The organism is Pantoea sp. AS-PWVM4 (genome assembly GCF_000468095.1).
Classification (GTDB): Bacteria; Pseudomonadota; Gammaproteobacteria; order Enterobacterales; family Enterobacteriaceae; genus Pantoea; species Pantoea phytobeneficialis.
The window spans coordinates 135,390-153,370 of sequence record NZ_ASZC01000007.1 but is presented as its reverse complement, the minus strand read 5'-3'; the positions used below and the strand labels follow the sequence as shown (position 1 = coordinate 153,370).

Below are 17,981 nucleotides of genomic sequence, written 5' to 3'. Positions count from 1 at the left end.
CAGTAAGGCTCCTGAACTCACTGAAATCGCGCTGAGAGTGCGTCACTTCTGGTGCGCCTTGATGCAAAACTGTGCAGCCAGATACCTGGCACAGCATTCGCAACAGCAATGAGGAGTGATTCTTTTATTCCACAGGAGGGCGGCATGGCGAACGTTGGTATTTTTTTCGGCACTGATACGGGCAAAACCCGCAAGATCGCTAAGATGATCCACAAAAAGTTGGGGGAGGTGGCAGATGCACCGGTCAATATCAATCGCATCTCTCTGGAGACTTTTCTTTCCTATCCGGTTTTGCTGCTGGGCACACCCACCCTCGGCGATGGTCAATTACCTGGCCTCAATGCGGGCTGTGAAAATGCCTCGTGGGGGGAGTTTATGGCCGAGCTTAACGGGGCCAGTCTGGCGGGTAAAACCGTTGCCTTATTCGGGTTGGGCGATCAGAAAGGTTACCCCGATAACTTTGTCAGCGGGATGCGCCCGTTGTACGACGCACTGAAAAACTGCGGCGCACAGCTTATCGGGCAATGGCCAAATCAGGGATATGAATTCACCCGCTCAGCGTCACTGGAAGAAGGCGCTTTCGTTGGACTGGTTCTGGACCAGGATAATCAGTATGACCTTACCGAGGAGCGACTGGATGCCTGGCTGGAGAGTCTCAGGCCAGCAATTGTAGAGTAAGCTGGTTTGCAATAACGCGTAGCGGCGCGATTTATCGCGCTGTTTTCTGTGTTGTTAACCCCACGCGATACATCGCGCCGCTACGGAGTCTGTCAGTTTTACCCACCGTTACACCCTGGCAGCTTTAGCCATTGTCGCAGCCATTGCTGCTGGTTTTGACGAGTTAATATCGTTCGCACTTGCGTCAGCGCAGCGTTCTGTTCCATAGGGGCAGGTGGACGAATCATTTCGCACCACAGCAAATGCCAGCCGAGTTGAGTTTCAATCGGATGGCTCACGCCATTCGGTTTCATCGCAAACAACACGCTTTCCAGTTCAGGAAACAGCAAACCCCGGCTGATCCAGCCCATACGGCCGCCCTCCAGCGCGCTGGGGCAATGAGACCAGCGTTGCGCCAGTGAATTAAAGTGCTGCCGGGAGGTGATGATTTGCTGGCGTAGCTGCTGAATTTGTTGATACATGGCCGGGCGATCATTGTCCGTTGTCAGTAGCAGGTGCCAGCACAAACGCTGCTCCGGGCGCATAAATTTGTCCTGGTGTTGTCGGTACCAGGCCAGCACCTGCAACTCATCGGGTGCAGGGGCCTGTTCTGCCACGCGCGCCAGTTGAATTTCCATGCGCGCATGATGCTGGATGATTGACGTCCGTTCAGCGTCAGAAAAAACCTGTTCAGCCAACAGGGGACTGAGTGACGTTGTCACGCTGATAAGATGCTTTTCCGGGATAGGATCATTACCCGCCGCTCCGGCTAGCGCACACTCCATCTTTCGCTGGCGTTGCCAGAGCCGGTGAAACTCCGCCTGTTGGCTGACGGATAGCGCTTCCGGTGAGCACTGCCAGCGAGATTGCGCCAGTTGTTGCCGGGAAAAACGTTCCCACAGTTCAGGCATGGCGGTTATTCCTCCAGCAATTTGATGGCGCTGGCAGGGACCTGGAACCAGCGTTCACCAAACATAACGGTATAGATTTCACCATTCTCCCCCTGGTCGGTGCGTTCAATGCGGCCACGCGCCCCCGACCGCACCGCAACTTTCCCCTCCACCGTCAGGGTATGACGACAAATAACGCTGTCGCCATACTGAAAATGCCCGGCATGCCAGGCCGCCGCTGCGCTGATAATCTCTTGTTCGCGACAACCGACAATCATGTCACTGGTGAGAAAGTGGACCTGATAAATGATCTGGTCCAGCAAAAAAGTCCCGCATGAACGCACAAAGCCGGTACTACCGCGACGAACCAGTAACTCACCCGTCGCATAACCGTACATGGTGCCGTCATTACGGATGGCGCGGATTACCCTGACCTCATCGCCTAAGGCGAATTTTGTTCTCATGCCTGACTCCCTTGCGTGTAGTGCAGATAACTTTCAGCCAATAAGCGTCGGGCCAGCAGCCAGGGCGCACGCGGTTCAGCCTCGAGATGATTTTGCAACGGCACGTTGTCACGTATCTTGCGGTGAAATTCGCGCAACACCGGCAGGCAGCAAGGCTTCAACAGCGTGGCATCGTAATCGACAGCAAAAAACGCAAAAAAGGATTCCGCCGTGTCCAGCGCATCAACGCCGGGAATCTGATAAAACCATTGCATATTAGATCCTTAGCGTTGATGCAGATTCACCACGCAACTGGTCATAAAGGGCGATCAACTCGTAATCCTGCGGGATGCGTTTCCAGCTTTCGGCAAAGCGACGGATCGCCGCCAGCAACAGATCAATCTGTAGCGTGTCGAGGGTATATCCCATTTTGCTGAATACTCCATCTACCGCCTGCCGCCCGGAGTGTTTACCCAGCACCAGCCGATATTCCCGCCCCACCAGCGCCGGATCGATGGCCTGATAACTCTCGCGATCGCGCAGCAGGGCGGCGACATGCACGCCGGATTCATGGGTGAACACCTGATCGCCCACCAACGGGCGCTGCACGTCAATGGTACGTTGCGCGGCGGTAGCGACCTGCTGGCACAGCGCAGGAAGCAAACGAAAATCGACGCCGCAGTCCTGCCCCATGCAACGGCTGAGACCGAGCGCAACGGTCTCCAGCGCAGCATTACCCGCGCGTTCACCCAATCCCAGCACCGTGGTGTTCACACTGGTTGCGCCAGCCTGAACGGCGGCTAGCGTATTGGCCGTTGCCAGACCCAAATCATCGTGCGCATGCATTTCAATTTCTGACGGCCAGACGCTACGCAACGCGGAGATACGGGCTGCGGTGGTGAAGGGATCAAGTACACCAAGGGTATCGGCAAAGCGTAACCGTTGTGCGCCGGCTTCCCGCGCCGCCTCCGCCACCAAGCGCAGATCGTTGTCACTGGAGCGGGAGGCATCTTCACATCCCACACAAACCTTCATCCCCAGCGAGCGCGACAACACAATAAGGTTGGCAAGCCGCTCCAGCAGCACCGGCAGTGCCTCGCGTAATTTGTACTGCCGCAGCTTCTCGGAGGTGGGCAGGGAGATATCGACCCAGTCCATCCCCAGCTCTGCGCTCTGACGAATCTCGTCACCGCTCATCCGACACCAGGTCATCAAGATGGCAGCGGGCAGATGGCGGCGTACCAGTTGGATACGAGTGCGTTCCTCCTCGCCCATAGCCGGGGTGCCCACTTCCATTGCCGTGATACCGGCATCAAATAATGCTTCTGCGATAGCAATTTTTTCACTGGCGCGAAACGCAACGCCGGGACTCTGCTCACCGTCCCGCAGGGTGGTATCGTTGATCAACACCGTAGACATCGCTGTCACTCCTTAACCATAAGTGGGCATAAAAGCGGCTTGTTCCGGGGCGGGTTTACCGTCCTGCCAGTAAGGCGACAGCAAGCGCAGGCGGGCGATAATCGCGGGCAGTGTCTGGATGACGTACTCAATCTCTTTTTCCCGCGTGTAACGAGATAACGAGAAACGGATGCTGCCGTGCGCAGCCGTGTAGGGAATATTCATTGCCCGCATCACATGCGAGGGTTCCAGCGATCCCGAGGTGCAGGCGCTACCGCTGGATGCCGCAATCCCGGCCTGATTCAGCAGCAACAAAATGGCTTCCCCTTCGATATATTCAAACGCCAGATTGACGGTGCCAGGCACGCGTGGCGACTTGCCACCCATCACCCTGACGGAGGGAACGTGCGCGACCACGCTTTCCTGAAGGAGATCCCGTAGCCGGGAGAGGGTACTCATCCCTGGCAGGTGCACCTGCGCCAGCTCGCACGCCATACCCATACCCACGATGCCGGCAATGTTTTCCGTACCAGCACGGCGTCCCCGTTCCTGGTGACCACCGCGTAGCAACGGTCGGAAGCGCGTGCCGCGCCGCAGATAAAGGCAGCCTACCCCTTTCGGACCGTGCAGTTTGTGGGCAGAGCAGGAGAGCATGTCGATGTTCGTTTGCCGGACATTGAGAGGGATTTTGCCGACCGCCTGCACCGCATCGCAGTGAAACAACGCACCAGACTCATGTGCCAGCGTTGCCATCTCCTCCACCGGAAACATCACCCCGGTTTCGTTATTGGCCCACATGACACTCACCAGTGCCACCCGCTGACTCAACGCTTGTCGGTACTGCGCCATATCGATGGCACCCTCGCTGTCGACCGCCAGCCGATGAATCAGGTAACCCTGACGTTCGAGATATTCGCACACCTCCAGCGTGGCCGGATGTTCGACCGCGGTGGTAATGATTTCCCGTCTCTCCGGCTGCGCTTCGACTGCGCTATGGATCGCGGTGGAGGTGGCTTCGGTGGCGCAGGAGGTAAAGATAATTTCACTGCTGTGTTCCGCCCCCAGCAGCGCCGCCACCTGTTGATGTGCGCGTTCTAATGCGGCCCGCGACGGCGTGCCGAAGTCGTGGATCGAGGAGGGATTACCGTAATAGTCAGTTAAGAACGGCATCATCGCTTCAAGCACCATCGGATCAATACGGGTGGTGGCGTTGTTATCCAGATAAACCTGTTTCATTTGCGTATTCCCCTATCGTTAACGACGGTCTAAGCCGCGACCACTTCCATATAACAACCGGTGCGTTCCATCAGCTTTTGCTGCAACCAGGCGAGGGTCATATCGGTCATCATGCAGCCGCTGCAACTGCCGGTCAGGCTGACGGTGACGGTGTGATTGGCAACATTGACCAGTGACATATCACCGCCATCGGCCTGAATATGGGGACGCAACTCGGTAATGGTTTCCATCACCTCCTGCCAGTGCGGATCTTTAGCGGTGCTAAGCGGGGCGGTGACTTCGGGAGCGCTGGCGAGAATAGCGGCGAGCGCCAGCTCGATTTTTTCATGGCAGGAAGTACAGCCTCCGCCCGCTTTGGTGTAGTTAATCACCTCCTCAAGCGTGGTCAGGCCGTTACTGAGCACGGCACGGCGAATGTGTCCCTCATCAACGCCGAAGCATTTGCAAATCAGCGCGCCTTCCTCGTGGTCATCGTCGAGTGTCAGGCCGCGATAATTGGCAATCGCCGCATGGAGGGCTTCCTGGCCCATCACCGAACAATGCATTTTTTGCGGCGGCAGGCCATCGAGGTAGTCAGCGATTTGTTGATTAGTGACCAGCTCCGCTTCAGCAAGGGTGCGGCCAATAATCAGCTCGGTCAGGGCCGACGAAGAGGCAATGGCGCTGCCGCAACCAAAGGTCTGAAATCCGGCTTCCAGGATGGTTTCATTTTCCGGGTCAACCCGTAGCATCAGTCGCAGGGCATCGCCACAGCTCAGGGATCCCACGTCGCCAATCGCGTTAGCTTCATCCACCACTCGGGCATTGCGGGGATTGAAGAAATGGTCTTTCACCTTCTCAGAATAATTCCACATGCTTTCAGCTCCCAGGACTATGACGGAAAGCGCTTTGGCGCATTTCCCCGCGTAATAAATAGCGGGATATCACTAGCAAGCAAAAGCAGTACCAGAAATTAAAATCGTTAATATTCAGTTTGATAGATGATTAAATGGCAAAAAAACCGCGATCAGTGTCGCGGTTAAATGTGGGGTTTGTCACAGTTGTGTCAGAGAAACGACTAGCGGAGGTTTTTATCATCCCATTCCTTTTCCTCCAGCAGTCGGGCGAAGCGTTCGGGATCACGCATCTTTTTGCGTTGCTCTTTGTCGTACCAGTAGTGATGTATTTCCTGGAGCAATTCCCCAATGGTGGTGGTCGCCGGCACACGCACGGCGCGCACGCCAATTTGCAGCAGTTGGCGAAACACCCTTTCGCCGATTGCCACACAATACAGGGTGACACAATCTTCCAGCGCGTTGATGCGGCAGCTGATTTTCTCCTCCAGATGACCTGAAAATACCGAAAAGTCGGCCACCCGTAACAGCATGACTTCATGTTCCTTTACGCCATACACCACCAGACGTGGGGTCGCGCCAAAATGCTGGTCAACATGAAGACAATCCGAACTGGCGAAGGCCACTTTCATCGGCCACTCCTCAGCGCAGACCGTACTGAACTGCCGGTTAATGTGGTACATGCTGTGCTCCCGGAGCAAATTGCTGACGTAAGAGTGAGTGCCAGGGCGTAAGGGAATGGTGGTGCTGGCTCATCACATTCGCCAGCTCAAATAGGCTGTCGCGCATTCCCATATAACCCTGCCGCACCCGACGAAACTCGCCCAGCCGGTCATAAATGGGAAAACCGGCGCGAATCAGGGATAAACCTGCGTGCTGTGCCAGATCGACCGCATGCGAGTTCGCCACCAACAGGTTGGCCGGGGTGAGACGCAGCAGATCCTGCATATCCTCCAGGTCACCGATCACCACCTTTTCTACCGGCAAACGGGATAATCCTTTCTGGCTGACCGGGGCAATAATCGGACCGGGCACCATGCCCTGGCTGGCAGCAAAATCACACCACGCCGCCAGCAAATCGCCTTCCGCGGCCATCGCTATCGGCACCCCCTGCAACCACATATGACAGTCGATCATCGCATCCTGAAGCTGCCCGCGCTGCCGTTCAATCCAGCCTGGTACGTTGCGACCGGAGATCAACTTCAGTTGATTGATAAATTGATCGCAGAAATCCAGCGTCATCAGATGCGGCAGGGCGATCACCTCACCACGGCAGCGTCTTCCCAGCAGCGAAGCAGCATGCGACAGAGAGACACCGATGGCGAAGGTGCACAAGCTCTGTCCCATCTGTTCTATCTGCGACAGGGACGTGCCCCCCTGTGTCACCGGAGAAAAGTCGCCGCTCGCCAGATGTCCATCCAGCGATAATGACAGATCCGGCACCATCACGGGCTGCAAGCCAAACGCCTCGACATAGCTGCGCAGCAACTCCGCATCGCCGGGGGTGATCAGATGGCTCAACAGCAGGTTGACGCGTCGGTTCCTCCCCGCAGGCAGCGGAGTTTCCGGTATCCATTGCTCAATCATGCTTTCCACCACGGCACTGAAACCATTCTCCAGCGAGCCATAAAAGTCGGGGGTGTTGACGGTTAATAGCGCCACCCCTTTATGGCGTGGAGAGGCCTCGCGAAACTGACGTACCACGCGGGAAATATCGCTACCCTGCGCCTCCGACAACCCGGTGCTGAGTAGCACGATAGCTTTCGGGTTATTGCGCTGACACAGCGTGTTGAGCGCCGTCATGATATTGTCGTCGGCCCCCATAATGGTCGACGTCGGGTCCATCGCGGTGGATTGCAGTGGGATCGGGTCGTGAAAATGTTGAATAAAAAACACCTTGGCAAAGGCGCAGCACCCCTGCGCACCATGTACCAGCGGGATACAGTGTTCAAACCCCATGCTGGCAAGGATGGCCCCCAGCGGCTGTCCACTTTTGATCGGGCTGACGGCCAACGGTTTTTTCGAACGAATAATCTCTGCCATAACCTGCTCCTGTGATTAATGCCACGGTGCGCGCGCATGAGTTTGTGCCCATATCGGGCTTTCCAGCGTCTGGCACAGTTGCTCGGCCAGCGTGACAATGCCCCGATATCCCGCATAGGCATGCTCACGTTCCTGATTGATATCGAGGAACGGCAGCCGTGCTTTATAGGCGGTATACATGTTGCGCCCACCGGCGATCATCATGTCCGCCTGGTAGCGATACACCACATCGAGCAAGGTGCGGGCGTTACCTTCATCCAGCATCAAAGCATCGTCGCCCATCAGCTCGCGGATACGTTGTTTATCCTCTTCGGTGGATTTACGCGTACCGGTGGCAACCACGGTCATACCCAGATCCTGTAACGCCGACACCACCGACCAGGATTTCACGCCACCGGTATAAAGCAGCGCTTTGCGCCCACGCAGGCGCTCTCGGAAGGGGGCCAGAGCCTGATTAGCCACCTGTTCTTCACGCTCAATCACCGCGTCGGTACGCCGCATCAGGTCGTGATCTTCGGTTAACGCGGCCAACTGCCGCAGGGATTCCGAAGTGGCACGCACACCGTAGAAACTGCCTTCAAACCACGGGATGCCATAGCGTTGTTCGAGGGCGCGCGCCACGTTGATTAACGCGCGGGAGCACACCAGCATGTTGACCTGCGCACGATGCAACGTCTGGATTTCGGCGAAACGTCCATCACCGGACAGGGTACCCAGCACGCGAATGCCCAGTTCATCCAGCAACGGCTGGATATGCCAGAACTCCCCGGCGATATTGTATTCACCGATCAAACCAATATCGTGACGATGTTCCGGCAGAAAAGGGGAATCTTCGGGCCACGGGGCCGGTTCACGCCCACCAATCACCTGTTTGACCATCATCTCCCCGGCCAGCCGATTACCGAGGTTTTTGCTGCCATAAAAACCGGCAACATCAATGGCGATCACCGGCACGCCGGTGGCGGTTGCCGCCGCCCGGCACACCGCCTCGATATCGTCACCCTCCATCGCCGGGACACAGGTGTTATAGATAAATACCGCCGCCGGATGGTAACGATTGACGATATGCCGCACCGCGTGAAATAAGCGGCGCTCCCCATTCCCCATGATCACATCCTGTTCATTTAAATCGGTGGTCAGGCCCAGCCGGTTAATCAGCGCCCCCGAGCTGAAACTGCCGCGATTATCCCAGGAACTGCCGGTGCAACCGATTGGGCCATGAACCAGATGCGCCACATCGGCAATCGGTAGCAGCGTGATTTGTGCGCCATCAAAGGCGCAACCTCCCGCCGTCGCGCCGGGTTTTGGCGCGCTACAACCGGACTTTTGTTTGTGGTTATGCTCACAGGCAGGCTCATCCAGCAGCGCCAGTATCTCGTTCCCCTTCATAGTGACCTCATTGACAGATTGGGTTACCTTGCCTGTTGCAAATCGCAGACCAGCTAATGCGCATTGATTTTTAAGAAGAAAATGTTGTCGTTTTTACGACAAAGCAGACAATGACGACAGGGACCCCACAAGACACACTGTGCCTTGTGAGGCAGAGGGCGGATCAGAACACGCGACTTTCTAACGGATTGGCACGGTCGAGTCGTTTCGCCAGCCACGGCGGTAATCGTCCGGCAAGCAGCGTTTTGATGTTGTCGCACTGGGACGAGATCGCCAGTCCGGGTGCCACTTTCATCGGGTGGATGTTGTGACGGATCAACCGGGCTGCTGCTGGTCCGCCAATCGCTTCACAAAACAATAACTGGCAGTCATCCAGTAACTTCGCCCGAACTTCATTTGGCTCATCCTCCTGCGGCGCAGAAGGATAACGGCGCAAGCTGTGCAGCCAGCACCCCTCATCGTCAAAGCCGTAAATAAAGAACAACCGCCCCTGACCAAAATGGCCATTGATCATCAGACCGTCCTGCGAACAAAAGGCTACGCGCAACTGGGGTTTCCGCTGCGGGAAGGTTTCAATATGCAGATGCCAGGGCAATTCCCCGCGCAGACAGGATCGAATCCGCGACCAGCGTCCCGGTGACATCATCACCTCCTGACCAGGAAAGTTGGCTTCGAGCTGACGCTGAGTGAAAGCCGCGAGGCGGGCAGGGGTCAGCGCTTCATCCAAATCGTGGGTCAGCCAGGCCATGATCTGCGCAGGTTGTAACTCCGGCAGGCATTGAAACAGCGCCAGCATACGCCAGAAAAGTACATCGTTATCAGACATCATCTCCCCTCCTGCATTTGTGCATCGCGGCTGGCGCGCAGGCTCACCGGGAAGTTCGGACGTCCCGGCTGCTCGCTGACGTAGTAGCAACGCCCCCCCTCCAGCAAAATCGCTCCGCCCCAGCGTTCCGGCGTATCATGTTCAACCTGCGTCACTTTGGCCTCCAGATCCTGCTTGGCGATATAACAATACAAGTCGGCACCACGTTGTCGAAAAATCACCATTGGCATCATGTCCTCCTGTGGCCCCGCTCCGGCGGGGCGCATGATGGTTAACGGATAAGGTCAAAGCCGTAATCGGTTTTGCCGAGTTTGATGGTGTCTTTGTCCACTTTCTCCAGCACGGCGTTCACCAGCGTGGTGAGCATGCTCATGGCACCTTCGTAGCCCCAGGTGGTCTGGCGATGCAGGTGGTGGCGATCGAACAACGGGAAACCAAGGCGAATGAGCGGCACCTCAAATTGCTCGCCTTTTGCCAGGGTGTCGCGCTGGATGAATTTGGCGTAGGAGTTACCAATCATAAAATCCGGCTGACGCGTAAACATCAGTGAGCGGAAATGCCACAGGTCGCAGTTGATGAACACTTCACTTTCTTTGCCATAGGGTGACGCTTCCAGCATCTTTTTCATGGCTTTCTGCCAGCGCTTGTTGCCGTTGTGACACAACACCACCGTTGGCTCACAGCCCAGCTCCAGCAGAAAACGTGTTAAGCCCATAACGAAATCCGGGTCGCCATACAGCCCGAATTTTTTACCGTGCAGCCAGGAGTGGGAATCCAGCATCATATCCACCAGGCGGCCACGTTCCAGCGCCAGCGCAGCGGGGATGGGTTTGCCGGTGAGCTGGCTGATGGTCATCAGTAGGTCGTCGGTCGCAGCCAACCCCATTGGCACCTGCACCTCAGTCGCCGGCTGATTCCACATCTCCTGTACCACTTTTTTGCTTTTCACCAGTTGCCACGGTTGCAGCAGTAGGGTGTCGATGGCATCGGGAGCCTCACGCATCTCCTGCTGCGTGGTGCCTCCGGCGTACATGTGATAGTGACCATCTGCCGGCGTATCCAGCACCTCAGAGGGATCAGACAGCAGGCTACAGGGCACCGCCATTTCCGCCATCATGCGCTTCAATACACGGTAATTGCCCAGATAAGTTTCGAAGCCAGTCACCATATTCAGGCGGGGAATTTTGCCGGGTTGCGCCTGGTGATCGGCCGTGAAGGTTTTGGCAAAACCCTCAAACATATTGTCCCAGCCGGTGATATGGCTGCCGATAAAGCTCGGTGTATGTGCGAACGGCACCGGCAGGCTGGCATCGACAAAACCATCTTTCTTGGCGTTGGCGATAAACGCCTGTAAATCATCGCCAATCACCTCTGCCATGCAGGTGGTGGAGACGGCGATGATGTCCGGTTTATACAGGGTGCTGGCATTTTGCAGCCCGGTATTCATATTGTTATTGCCACCGAATACCGCCGCATCCTCGGTCATCGAGTCTGACACGCAGGCCACCGGCTCCTTAAAATGACGGTTAAAATAGGTGCGAAAATAGGCCACGCATCCCTGAGAACCGTGCACGTAGGGCAGGGTGTTGGCAAACCCCAGCGAGCAGAGCACCGCGCCCAACGGTTGGCAGGCTTTGGCCGGATCAATGGTCAGCGCTTCACGTTTGAAATTCAGGGCTTCATATTCGGCAGTCGTCGTCCACTGGAATACCTCCTGCACCCGTGCCTGATCCCAGGCTTCTTCCTGAGATCGTTTGCCACTGAACAGTTTCTGGTACTCATCCTGTTCAAATAAGGGATGACAATTATGAATTTTATCAACAGTCTGGCTCATGTTTTTCTCCTCCCGCGCCACAAATCTGTGAACTGACGGGATTGCATAAGAGATGTCAGGCGGACTTCAACCAGGGCGCGGTAAGCTGGCCCCAGGCGGGATTGTTTAACGTCATATCCATATCACGGGCAAAAATGGCGAAGCCGTCATAGCCATGATAGGGGCCGGAGTAGTCCCAGGAGTGCATCTGGCGGAACGGCACGCCCATCTTCTGGAAGATGTATTTTTCCTTGATACCCGAGCCGATCAGGTCCGGCTTGAGCGCTTTGACAAAGGCTTCCAGCTCATAACTGCTGGCATCATCGAATAACAATGTGCCTTCCTTCAGTTCCGGCAGAGTCCGGTCGTAGTCGTCGTTATGACCGAACTCGTAACCGGCGGCGATGATCTCCATGCCCAGATCTTCATAAGCACCAATCAGATGGCGTGGGCGCAGCCCACCCATGTAAAGCAGCACTTTGCGGCCTTCCAGACGTGGGCGATATTTCGCGATGATGGCGTCGTTTTGCGCCTGGTAGCGGGCAATCACCGCCTCGGCATTGGCACGAATGTGGTCATCAAACTGATCGGCGATTTTACGCAGCGACTCCGCCACTTTGGTTGGCCCGAAGAAGTTATATTCCATCCACGGAATGCCGTGCTTCTCCTCCATATGGCGTGAGATGTAGTTCATTGAACGGTAGCAGTGCACCAGGTTGAGCTTCACAAACGGGGTGTTTTCCATTTCGACCAGCGTGCCGTCGCCTGACCACTGCGCCACCACCCGCAACCCCATCTCCTCCAGCAAGATACGGGAGGCCCAGGCATCACCGCCGATGTTGTAGTCACCGATGATCGCCACATCATAGGGTGTGGTTGCAAAAGGTTGCCCTTCACGGTTGTCCAGCACCCAGTCACGGATCACATCATTGGCGATATGGTGCCCCAGCGACTGAGATACGCCACGAAAGCCTTCGCAACGTACCGGCACCACCGGTTTGTTGATGGCGGTGCTACTGGCTTTGGCGACGGCAGAGATATCGTCGCCAATCAGCCCAACCGGGCACTCCGACTGAATGCTGATCCCTTTGGTCAGCGGAAACAGTTCCTCCATCTCCGCAATCAGTTTGGTGAGTTTTTTATCCCCACCAAACACGATGTCGCGTTCCTGAAAATCGGAGGTGAAGTTAAGGGTGACAAAACTGTCGACACCGCTGATGCCGGTGAAATAGTTGCGGCGTCCGGCGCGTGAATATTGACCGCAACCTACCGGGCCGTGCGAGATGTGGGCCATATCTTTGATCGGCCCAAACACCACCCCTTTGGAACCGGCATAGGCACAACCACGCACCGTCATCACGCCCGGTTGTGATTTGCGGTTAGAGATGATGCATTTTCCGACACTCTCCATCTCCGGGTCGGTCACCATCATGTGTTTACGGCGTTCCTTGCGCGTTTTCTCCGGGTAGATCTCCAGCACTTCCTGGATGATCTCCAGATTGCGATCGGCTGTTGCATTGCTCATGGGCGCATCCTGTTAGTTGGCGTTTTCTTCCGCTGCGGTTTTGCCGATGATGCTGGTGTCTTCCGCATCCATAATGCCGAACTCCATCAGCAGCTCTTCCAGTTCATCCATAGTGCAGGGGGTGGGGACCACCATCATGGTGTTGTTGACGATTTTGCTCGCCAGGGTGCGATACTCATTGGCCTGTTTACAGGTGGGGTCGTACTCAATCACCGTCATCCGGCGGATCTCGGCGCGCTGGACGATATTGTCGCGAGGAACGAAGTGGATCATCTGGGTGCCGAGTTTCTCCGCCAGCGCGATGATCAGCTCATCTTCGCGGTCGGTCTGACGTGAGTTACAAATCAACCCGCCGAGCCGCACTTTGCCGGATTTAGCGTATTTCACGATCCCTTTGGAGATATTGTTGGCGGCATACATCGCCATCATTTCACCGGAGCAGACGATGTAGATCTCCTGCGCTTTGTTTTCACGGATAGGCATGGCAAAACCACCGCACACCACGTCCCCCAACACGTCATAGAAAACGAAGTCGAGATCGGGCACGTAGGCACCTTCTTCTTCAAGGAAATTGATAGCCGTGATCACGCCTCGACCGGCACAGCCAACGCCTGGCTCCGGGCCACCGGATTCGGCACAGCGCACGTCGCCATAACCAATTTGCAGCACATCTTCCAGCTCCAGGTCTTCCACGGAACCGACTTCTGCGGCCATTTCCATAATGGTGTTTTGAGCTTTGGCATGCAGGATCAAACGGGTGGAGTCCGCTTTGGGATCACAGCCAACAATCATTACTTTCTTACCCATCTCCGCCAGTGCGGCGACCAGGTTTTGTGTCGTGGTGGATTTGCCGATACCACCTTTGCCGTAGATGGCACATTGACGCATGGTCATCGTATGTCTCCTGTTGGTTTGGTGTGTTTGCTCAGGAATCTGTGCAGGGAACATACCAGCCGTGCCAGGATGGCTAATGCATTGATAAATATAGGCATGTTGTTTTCGTGTCGCTGCCGGGCATAACAAAGAAGAAACAATCGCCAGACCAATTGTTGGAAACAGCACAATTCCGGCGTGGCCGGTTAATTTGTCGGCTGTACAACAGGTTGTCGGGTTGGCTGTGTTGTTCCGCGCAATACATCCCGCACCGTGCAACATGCAACCAATTCATCTCATTGTTTTTATTCGTTTAATATAAACTGGCACAGGCTGTGCTTCGGGCAAGGTCACGACGATTTTCGAGGAAACAGACATGTCCGGAACGATGAAAACGATGGATGGCAACGCGGCGGCGGCCTGGATCTCCTATGCCTTTACCGATGTGGCGGCGATTTACCCCATCACCCCCTCCACGCCTATGGCGGAAAATGTTGATGAGTGGGCGGCTGCCGGGAAAAAGAACCTGTTTGGTCAACCGGTGCGGGTGATGGAGATGCAGTCGGAAGCGGGTGCTGCGGGCGCGGTACACGGGGCGCTACAGGCGGGGGCATTAACCACCACCTATACCGCTTCCCAGGGGTTACTGCTGATGACCCCCAATCTCTACAAAATCGCCGGTGAACTGTTACCTGGCGTGTTTCATGTCAGTGCCAGGGCGCTGGCAACCAATTCGTTAAATATCTTTGGCGACCACCAGGATGTCATGGCTGTACGCCAGACCGGCTGTGCGATGCTGGCAGAAAGTAATGTGCAGCAGGTGATGGATTTGTCTGCGGTGGCCCATCTGGCCGCCATCAAAGGGCGCGTGCCTTTTATTAACTTCTTTGACGGTTTCCGCACTTCGCACGAAATCCAGAAGATTGAGGTGCTGGAATACGATGCGCTGGCACCGCTGCTGGATACCGACGCGCTGGACCGGTTTCGCCGGAATGCCCTCAACCCCGATCATCCGGTTATCCGCGGCACAGCCCAGAACCCGGATATCTATTTTCAGGAACGCGAGGCCGCCAACGGTTTCTATGCCGCATTGCCGGAGATTGTCGAAAGCTATATGGCGGAGATCGCCGCCATCACTGGCCGGGAATACCATCTGTTCGATTATTACGGTGCGGAGGATGCCGAGCAGATGATTGTTGCCATGGGGTCGGTATGCGACACCATTCAGGATGTGGTTGACGCCCTGCTCGACAGCGGCGGGAAGGTTGGGGTGCTGATGGTCCATCTGTTTCGGCCATTCTCGTTAGCGCATTTTTTTGCCCGCATTCCTGCCAGCGTAAAACGTATCGCGGTGCTGGATAGGACCAAAGAGCCGGGCGCCCAAGCCGAACCGCTGTGTCTGGATGTGAGAAATGCCTTTTACCAACGTGCTAATCCGCCGCTGATCGTCGGTGGGCGTTACGCCCTCGGTGGTAAAGATGTCCTGCCATCACATATCGTCTCAGTTTTTGAAAATCTGACAAAACCGCAGCCTAAAGATGGCTTTACCCTGGGGATCTTTGATGATGTCACCCATACCTCCCTGCCGGTGCCCGTTCAGGAGGTGCAAGTCTCTACCGAAGGCATCACCGCCTGTAAATTCTGGGGATTAGGTTCGGACGGTACCGTAAGCGCCAACAAAAGCGCGATTAAAATCATCGGGGATAACACCCCGATGTACGCGCAGGCGTATTTCGCCTATGACTCGAAGAAATCGGGCGGGATTACCGTGTCTCATCTGCGCTTTGGTCAACGTCCGATCAATGCCCCGTACCTGATCCATCGCGCCGATTTTATCTCCTGTTCGCAGCAATCTTATGTCGACAAATACGACCTGCTGGAAGGATTGAATCCTGGCGGCACCTTTCTGCTTAACTGCACCTGGTTTGGCGAGGAACTGGAGGCGAAACTCCCCGCCAGTATGAAACGCTACATCGCGCGTAACGGGATTCGATTTTACACCCTGAACGCCGTGGACATTGCCCGCCGCCTGGGGCTGGGAGGGCGTTTCAATATGCTGATGCAGGCGGCGTTTTTTAAACTGACCGGGATCATCGCCCCAGCAACAGCCGCCGCCTATTTAAAACAGGCAGTTGAGAAATCCTACGGTAGCAAAGGACAAAACGTGGTCGACATGAATAATGCGGCCATTGACTTGGGGATGGAAGCATTGCAGGAAGTGATGGTGCCCGAACGTTGGGCAACCGGAGAAGATCATCCCGCCGTCGCGCAGTTGGTGCCTGATTTTATCAATGACATTCTTGAGCCGATGAATCGCCAGTGTGGCGATAAATTACCGGTCAGTGCCTTCGCCGGTCGCGAAGATGGCACCTTTCCCACCGGTACGTCGGCCTGGGAGAAACGCGGCATCGCACGGGATGTACCGGTGTGGCAGCCTGAGGGTTGTACCCAATGTAATCAATGTGCGTTTATCTGCCCCCATGCCGCCGTGCGTCCGGCACTGCTGACCAATGAGGAACGCTATTTCGCGATGCCGGAGCTGTTAAGTAAACCCGCGCAAGGCGCCACCGATTATGAATATCACCTGGCGATCTCGCCGCTGGACTGCTCTGGCTGCGGAAACTGCGTCGATATCTGCCCCTCCAGGGGCAAGGCGCTCAGTATGCAGCCGTTGGAAAGTCAGCGACATATGAGCACGGTGTGGGACTATGCACTGGGGCTGGCCCCAAAACCCAATCCATTTGGCAAAACCTCGGTAAAAGGCAGCCAGTTCGAAACCCCGCTGCTGGAGTTTTCCGGTGCCTGCGCCGGATGTGGTGAAACCCCTTATGCGCGGCTGGTGACACAACTGTTTGGCGACCGAATGATGATCGCCAACGCCACCGGTTGTTCATCCATCTGGGGAGCCAGTGCCCCCTCCATTCCCTGGACCACCAACCATAAAGGGCAGGGACCGGCATGGGCGAATTCGCTGTTTGAGGATAACGCCGAATTTGGCCTTGGTATGATGTTGGGCGGTCGGGCAGTGCGCGAACAACTCGCCCATTATGCAACCGAAGCCCTGAAACGCCCGCTCAGTGCTGAGCTGAATCAGGCATTGCAGCAATGGTTGACGCTGAAAGATCAGGGCAACGGTACGCGAGAACGTGGTGAGCTTCTGAGTACGCTGCTGGCGGAAGAAAAGGGCGATGATGACTTGCTCAATCGCCTTTATCAAAATCAGGACTACTTCGCCAAACGCTCGCAGTGGATCTTTGGTGGCGATGGTTGGGCCTATGATATTGGATTTGGTGGCTTAGACCATGTGCTGGCTTCAGGCGAGGATGTGAATGTACTGGTTTATGATACCGAAGTTTATTCCAATACCGGCGGTCAATCCTCGAAATCGACACCGGCTGCGGCTATTGCCAAATTTGCAGCGCAAGGCAAACGCACCCGTAAAAAAGACCTGGGTATGATGGCGCTCAGTTACGGCAACGTCTATGTCGCGCAGATTGCTATGGGGGCCGATAAAGCTCAGACGTTGCGGGCCATTGCCGAAGCGGAAGCATGGCCCGGTCCTTCCCTGGTCATAGCCTATGCGGCGTGCATCAACCACGGGCTAAAAGCAGGCATGGGATGCAGCCATCGCGAAGCGAAGCGTGCGGTCGACGCTGGCTACTGGCATCTGTGGCGTTATAACCCGCAGTTGGCAGAGAAAGGCAAGAATCCGTTCATCCTGGATTCGGAGGAACCGGAAGAGAGTTTCCGCGACTTTTTATTGGGCGAGGTGCGCTATGCTTCGCTGCGTCGGACAGCGCCAGATATTGTGGATCAATTGTTCGAACAGACGGAACAGGATGCAAAACAACGCTTTGAGCAGTACAGGCGCATGGCGGGTGAGTAATTTATATCTTAAGGAAAAGAAGGCTTGAGCAGCGCAGGACACGCGCTGCTCGCTCATGTCCTTGCCATCTTCAAAATTATTCCTGCTTATTGTTCTGGGGCGCAAGGGAGAGTTTGAATGTTCCTGCTGACGCAGCATGTGTTCTCTTCAACGCTAACGCTTGTGCTGC

Annotated in this window: 16 protein-coding genes; 2 read left to right on the top strand and 14 right to left on the bottom strand. The window is 55.8% G+C overall.

Annotated elements, in window-relative coordinates; genetic code table 11:
* Positions 1 to 144: 144 nt before the first annotated feature.
* Positions 145 to 678: a flavodoxin gene (locus L579_RS09110; protein ID WP_021183960.1), complete on the top strand. Its 534-nt coding sequence runs from the start codon at positions 145 to 147 to the stop codon at positions 676 to 678.
* Positions 679 to 776: 98 nt separating this feature from the next.
* Here L579_RS09110 and nifM read toward each other — a convergent pair whose 3' ends face one another.
* The 14 genes from nifM to nifH form a co-directional block, all read right to left on the bottom strand.
* Entirely contained in the window at positions 777 to 1,568 is a 792-nt protein-coding gene (gene nifM, locus L579_RS09105; protein ID WP_021183959.1) for a nitrogen fixation protein NifM, read from the bottom strand.
* A 5-nt stretch (positions 1,569 to 1,573) separates the two neighbouring features.
* Entirely contained in the window at positions 1,574 to 2,011 is a 438-nt protein-coding gene (locus L579_RS09100) for a nitrogen fixation protein NifZ (protein WP_021183958.1), read from the bottom strand.
* On the bottom strand, positions 2,008 to 2,265 hold the full coding sequence (locus L579_RS09095; RefSeq protein ID WP_021183957.1) for a nitrogenase-stabilizing/protective protein NifW: 258 nt from the start codon (positions 2,263 to 2,265) through the stop codon (positions 2,008 to 2,010). The genes L579_RS09100 and L579_RS09095 overlap by 4 nt, the downstream gene beginning before the upstream one ends.
* Before the next feature lies 1 nt (position 2,266).
* On the bottom strand, positions 2,267 to 3,409 hold the full coding sequence (gene nifV, locus L579_RS09090; protein WP_021183956.1) for a homocitrate synthase: 1,143 nt from the start codon (positions 3,407 to 3,409) through the stop codon (positions 2,267 to 2,269).
* A 12-nt stretch (positions 3,410 to 3,421) separates the two neighbouring features.
* Positions 3,422 to 4,624: a cysteine desulfurase NifS gene (gene nifS, locus L579_RS09085; RefSeq protein ID WP_021183955.1), complete on the bottom strand. Its 1,203-nt coding sequence runs from the start codon at positions 4,622 to 4,624 to the stop codon at positions 3,422 to 3,424.
* A 29-nt stretch (positions 4,625 to 4,653) separates the two neighbouring features.
* On the bottom strand, positions 4,654 to 5,478 hold the full coding sequence (nifU, locus tag L579_RS09080; RefSeq protein WP_021183954.1) for a Fe-S cluster assembly protein NifU: 825 nt from the start codon (positions 5,476 to 5,478) through the stop codon (positions 4,654 to 4,656).
* Positions 5,479 to 5,681: 203 nt separating this feature from the next.
* A complete protein-coding gene (locus tag L579_RS09075) occupies positions 5,682 to 6,140 on the bottom strand; it encodes a NifB/NifX family molybdenum-iron cluster-binding protein (protein ID WP_036626047.1) in 459 nt (152 codons plus the stop codon).
* Positions 6,127 to 7,500 carry a nitrogenase iron-molybdenum cofactor biosynthesis protein NifN gene (nifN, locus tag L579_RS09070; protein WP_021183952.1) on the bottom strand — a complete coding sequence of 458 codons (1,374 nt, stop codon included), beginning with the start codon at positions 7,498 to 7,500 and terminating at the stop codon, positions 6,127 to 6,129. The genes L579_RS09075 and nifN overlap by 14 nt, the downstream gene beginning before the upstream one ends.
* 15 nt (positions 7,501 to 7,515) lie before the next feature.
* A complete protein-coding gene (gene nifE / locus L579_RS09065) occupies positions 7,516 to 8,889 on the bottom strand; it encodes a nitrogenase iron-molybdenum cofactor biosynthesis protein NifE (protein ID WP_021183951.1) in 1,374 nt (457 codons plus the stop codon).
* Positions 8,890 to 9,052: 163 nt separating this feature from the next.
* A complete protein-coding gene (locus L579_RS09060; RefSeq protein ID WP_036626236.1) occupies positions 9,053 to 9,715 on the bottom strand; it encodes a NifB/NifX family molybdenum-iron cluster-binding protein in 663 nt (220 codons plus the stop codon).
* On the bottom strand, positions 9,715 to 9,945 hold the full coding sequence (nifT, locus tag L579_RS09055; protein ID WP_036626044.1) for a putative nitrogen fixation protein NifT: 231 nt from the start codon (positions 9,943 to 9,945) through the stop codon (positions 9,715 to 9,717). Before nifT ends, L579_RS09060 begins: the two co-directional genes overlap by 1 nt.
* Positions 9,946 to 9,986: 41 nt before the next feature.
* A complete protein-coding gene (gene nifK / locus L579_RS09050; RefSeq protein ID WP_021183948.1) occupies positions 9,987 to 11,549 on the bottom strand; it encodes a nitrogenase molybdenum-iron protein subunit beta in 1,563 nt (520 codons plus the stop codon).
* Positions 11,550 to 11,604: 55 nt separating this feature from the next.
* On the bottom strand, positions 11,605 to 13,053 hold the full coding sequence (nifD, locus tag L579_RS09045; RefSeq protein WP_021183947.1) for a nitrogenase molybdenum-iron protein alpha chain: 1,449 nt from the start codon (positions 13,051 to 13,053) through the stop codon (positions 11,605 to 11,607).
* A 12-nt stretch (positions 13,054 to 13,065) separates the two neighbouring features.
* The gene (gene nifH / locus L579_RS09040) at positions 13,066 to 13,947 is read right to left on the bottom strand and encodes a nitrogenase iron protein (RefSeq protein WP_021183946.1); all 882 of its coding nucleotides are present in this window, start codon (positions 13,945 to 13,947) and stop codon (positions 13,066 to 13,068) included.
* Positions 13,948 to 14,302: 355 nt separating this feature from the next.
* On the opposite strand from nifH, the gene nifJ reads away from it, so the two are divergent.
* Positions 14,303 to 17,812, top strand: a complete 3,510-nt coding sequence (nifJ, locus tag L579_RS09035; protein WP_021183945.1) for a pyruvate:ferredoxin (flavodoxin) oxidoreductase — start codon at positions 14,303 to 14,305, stop codon at positions 17,810 to 17,812.
* Positions 17,813 to 17,981: the final 169 nt, after the last annotated feature.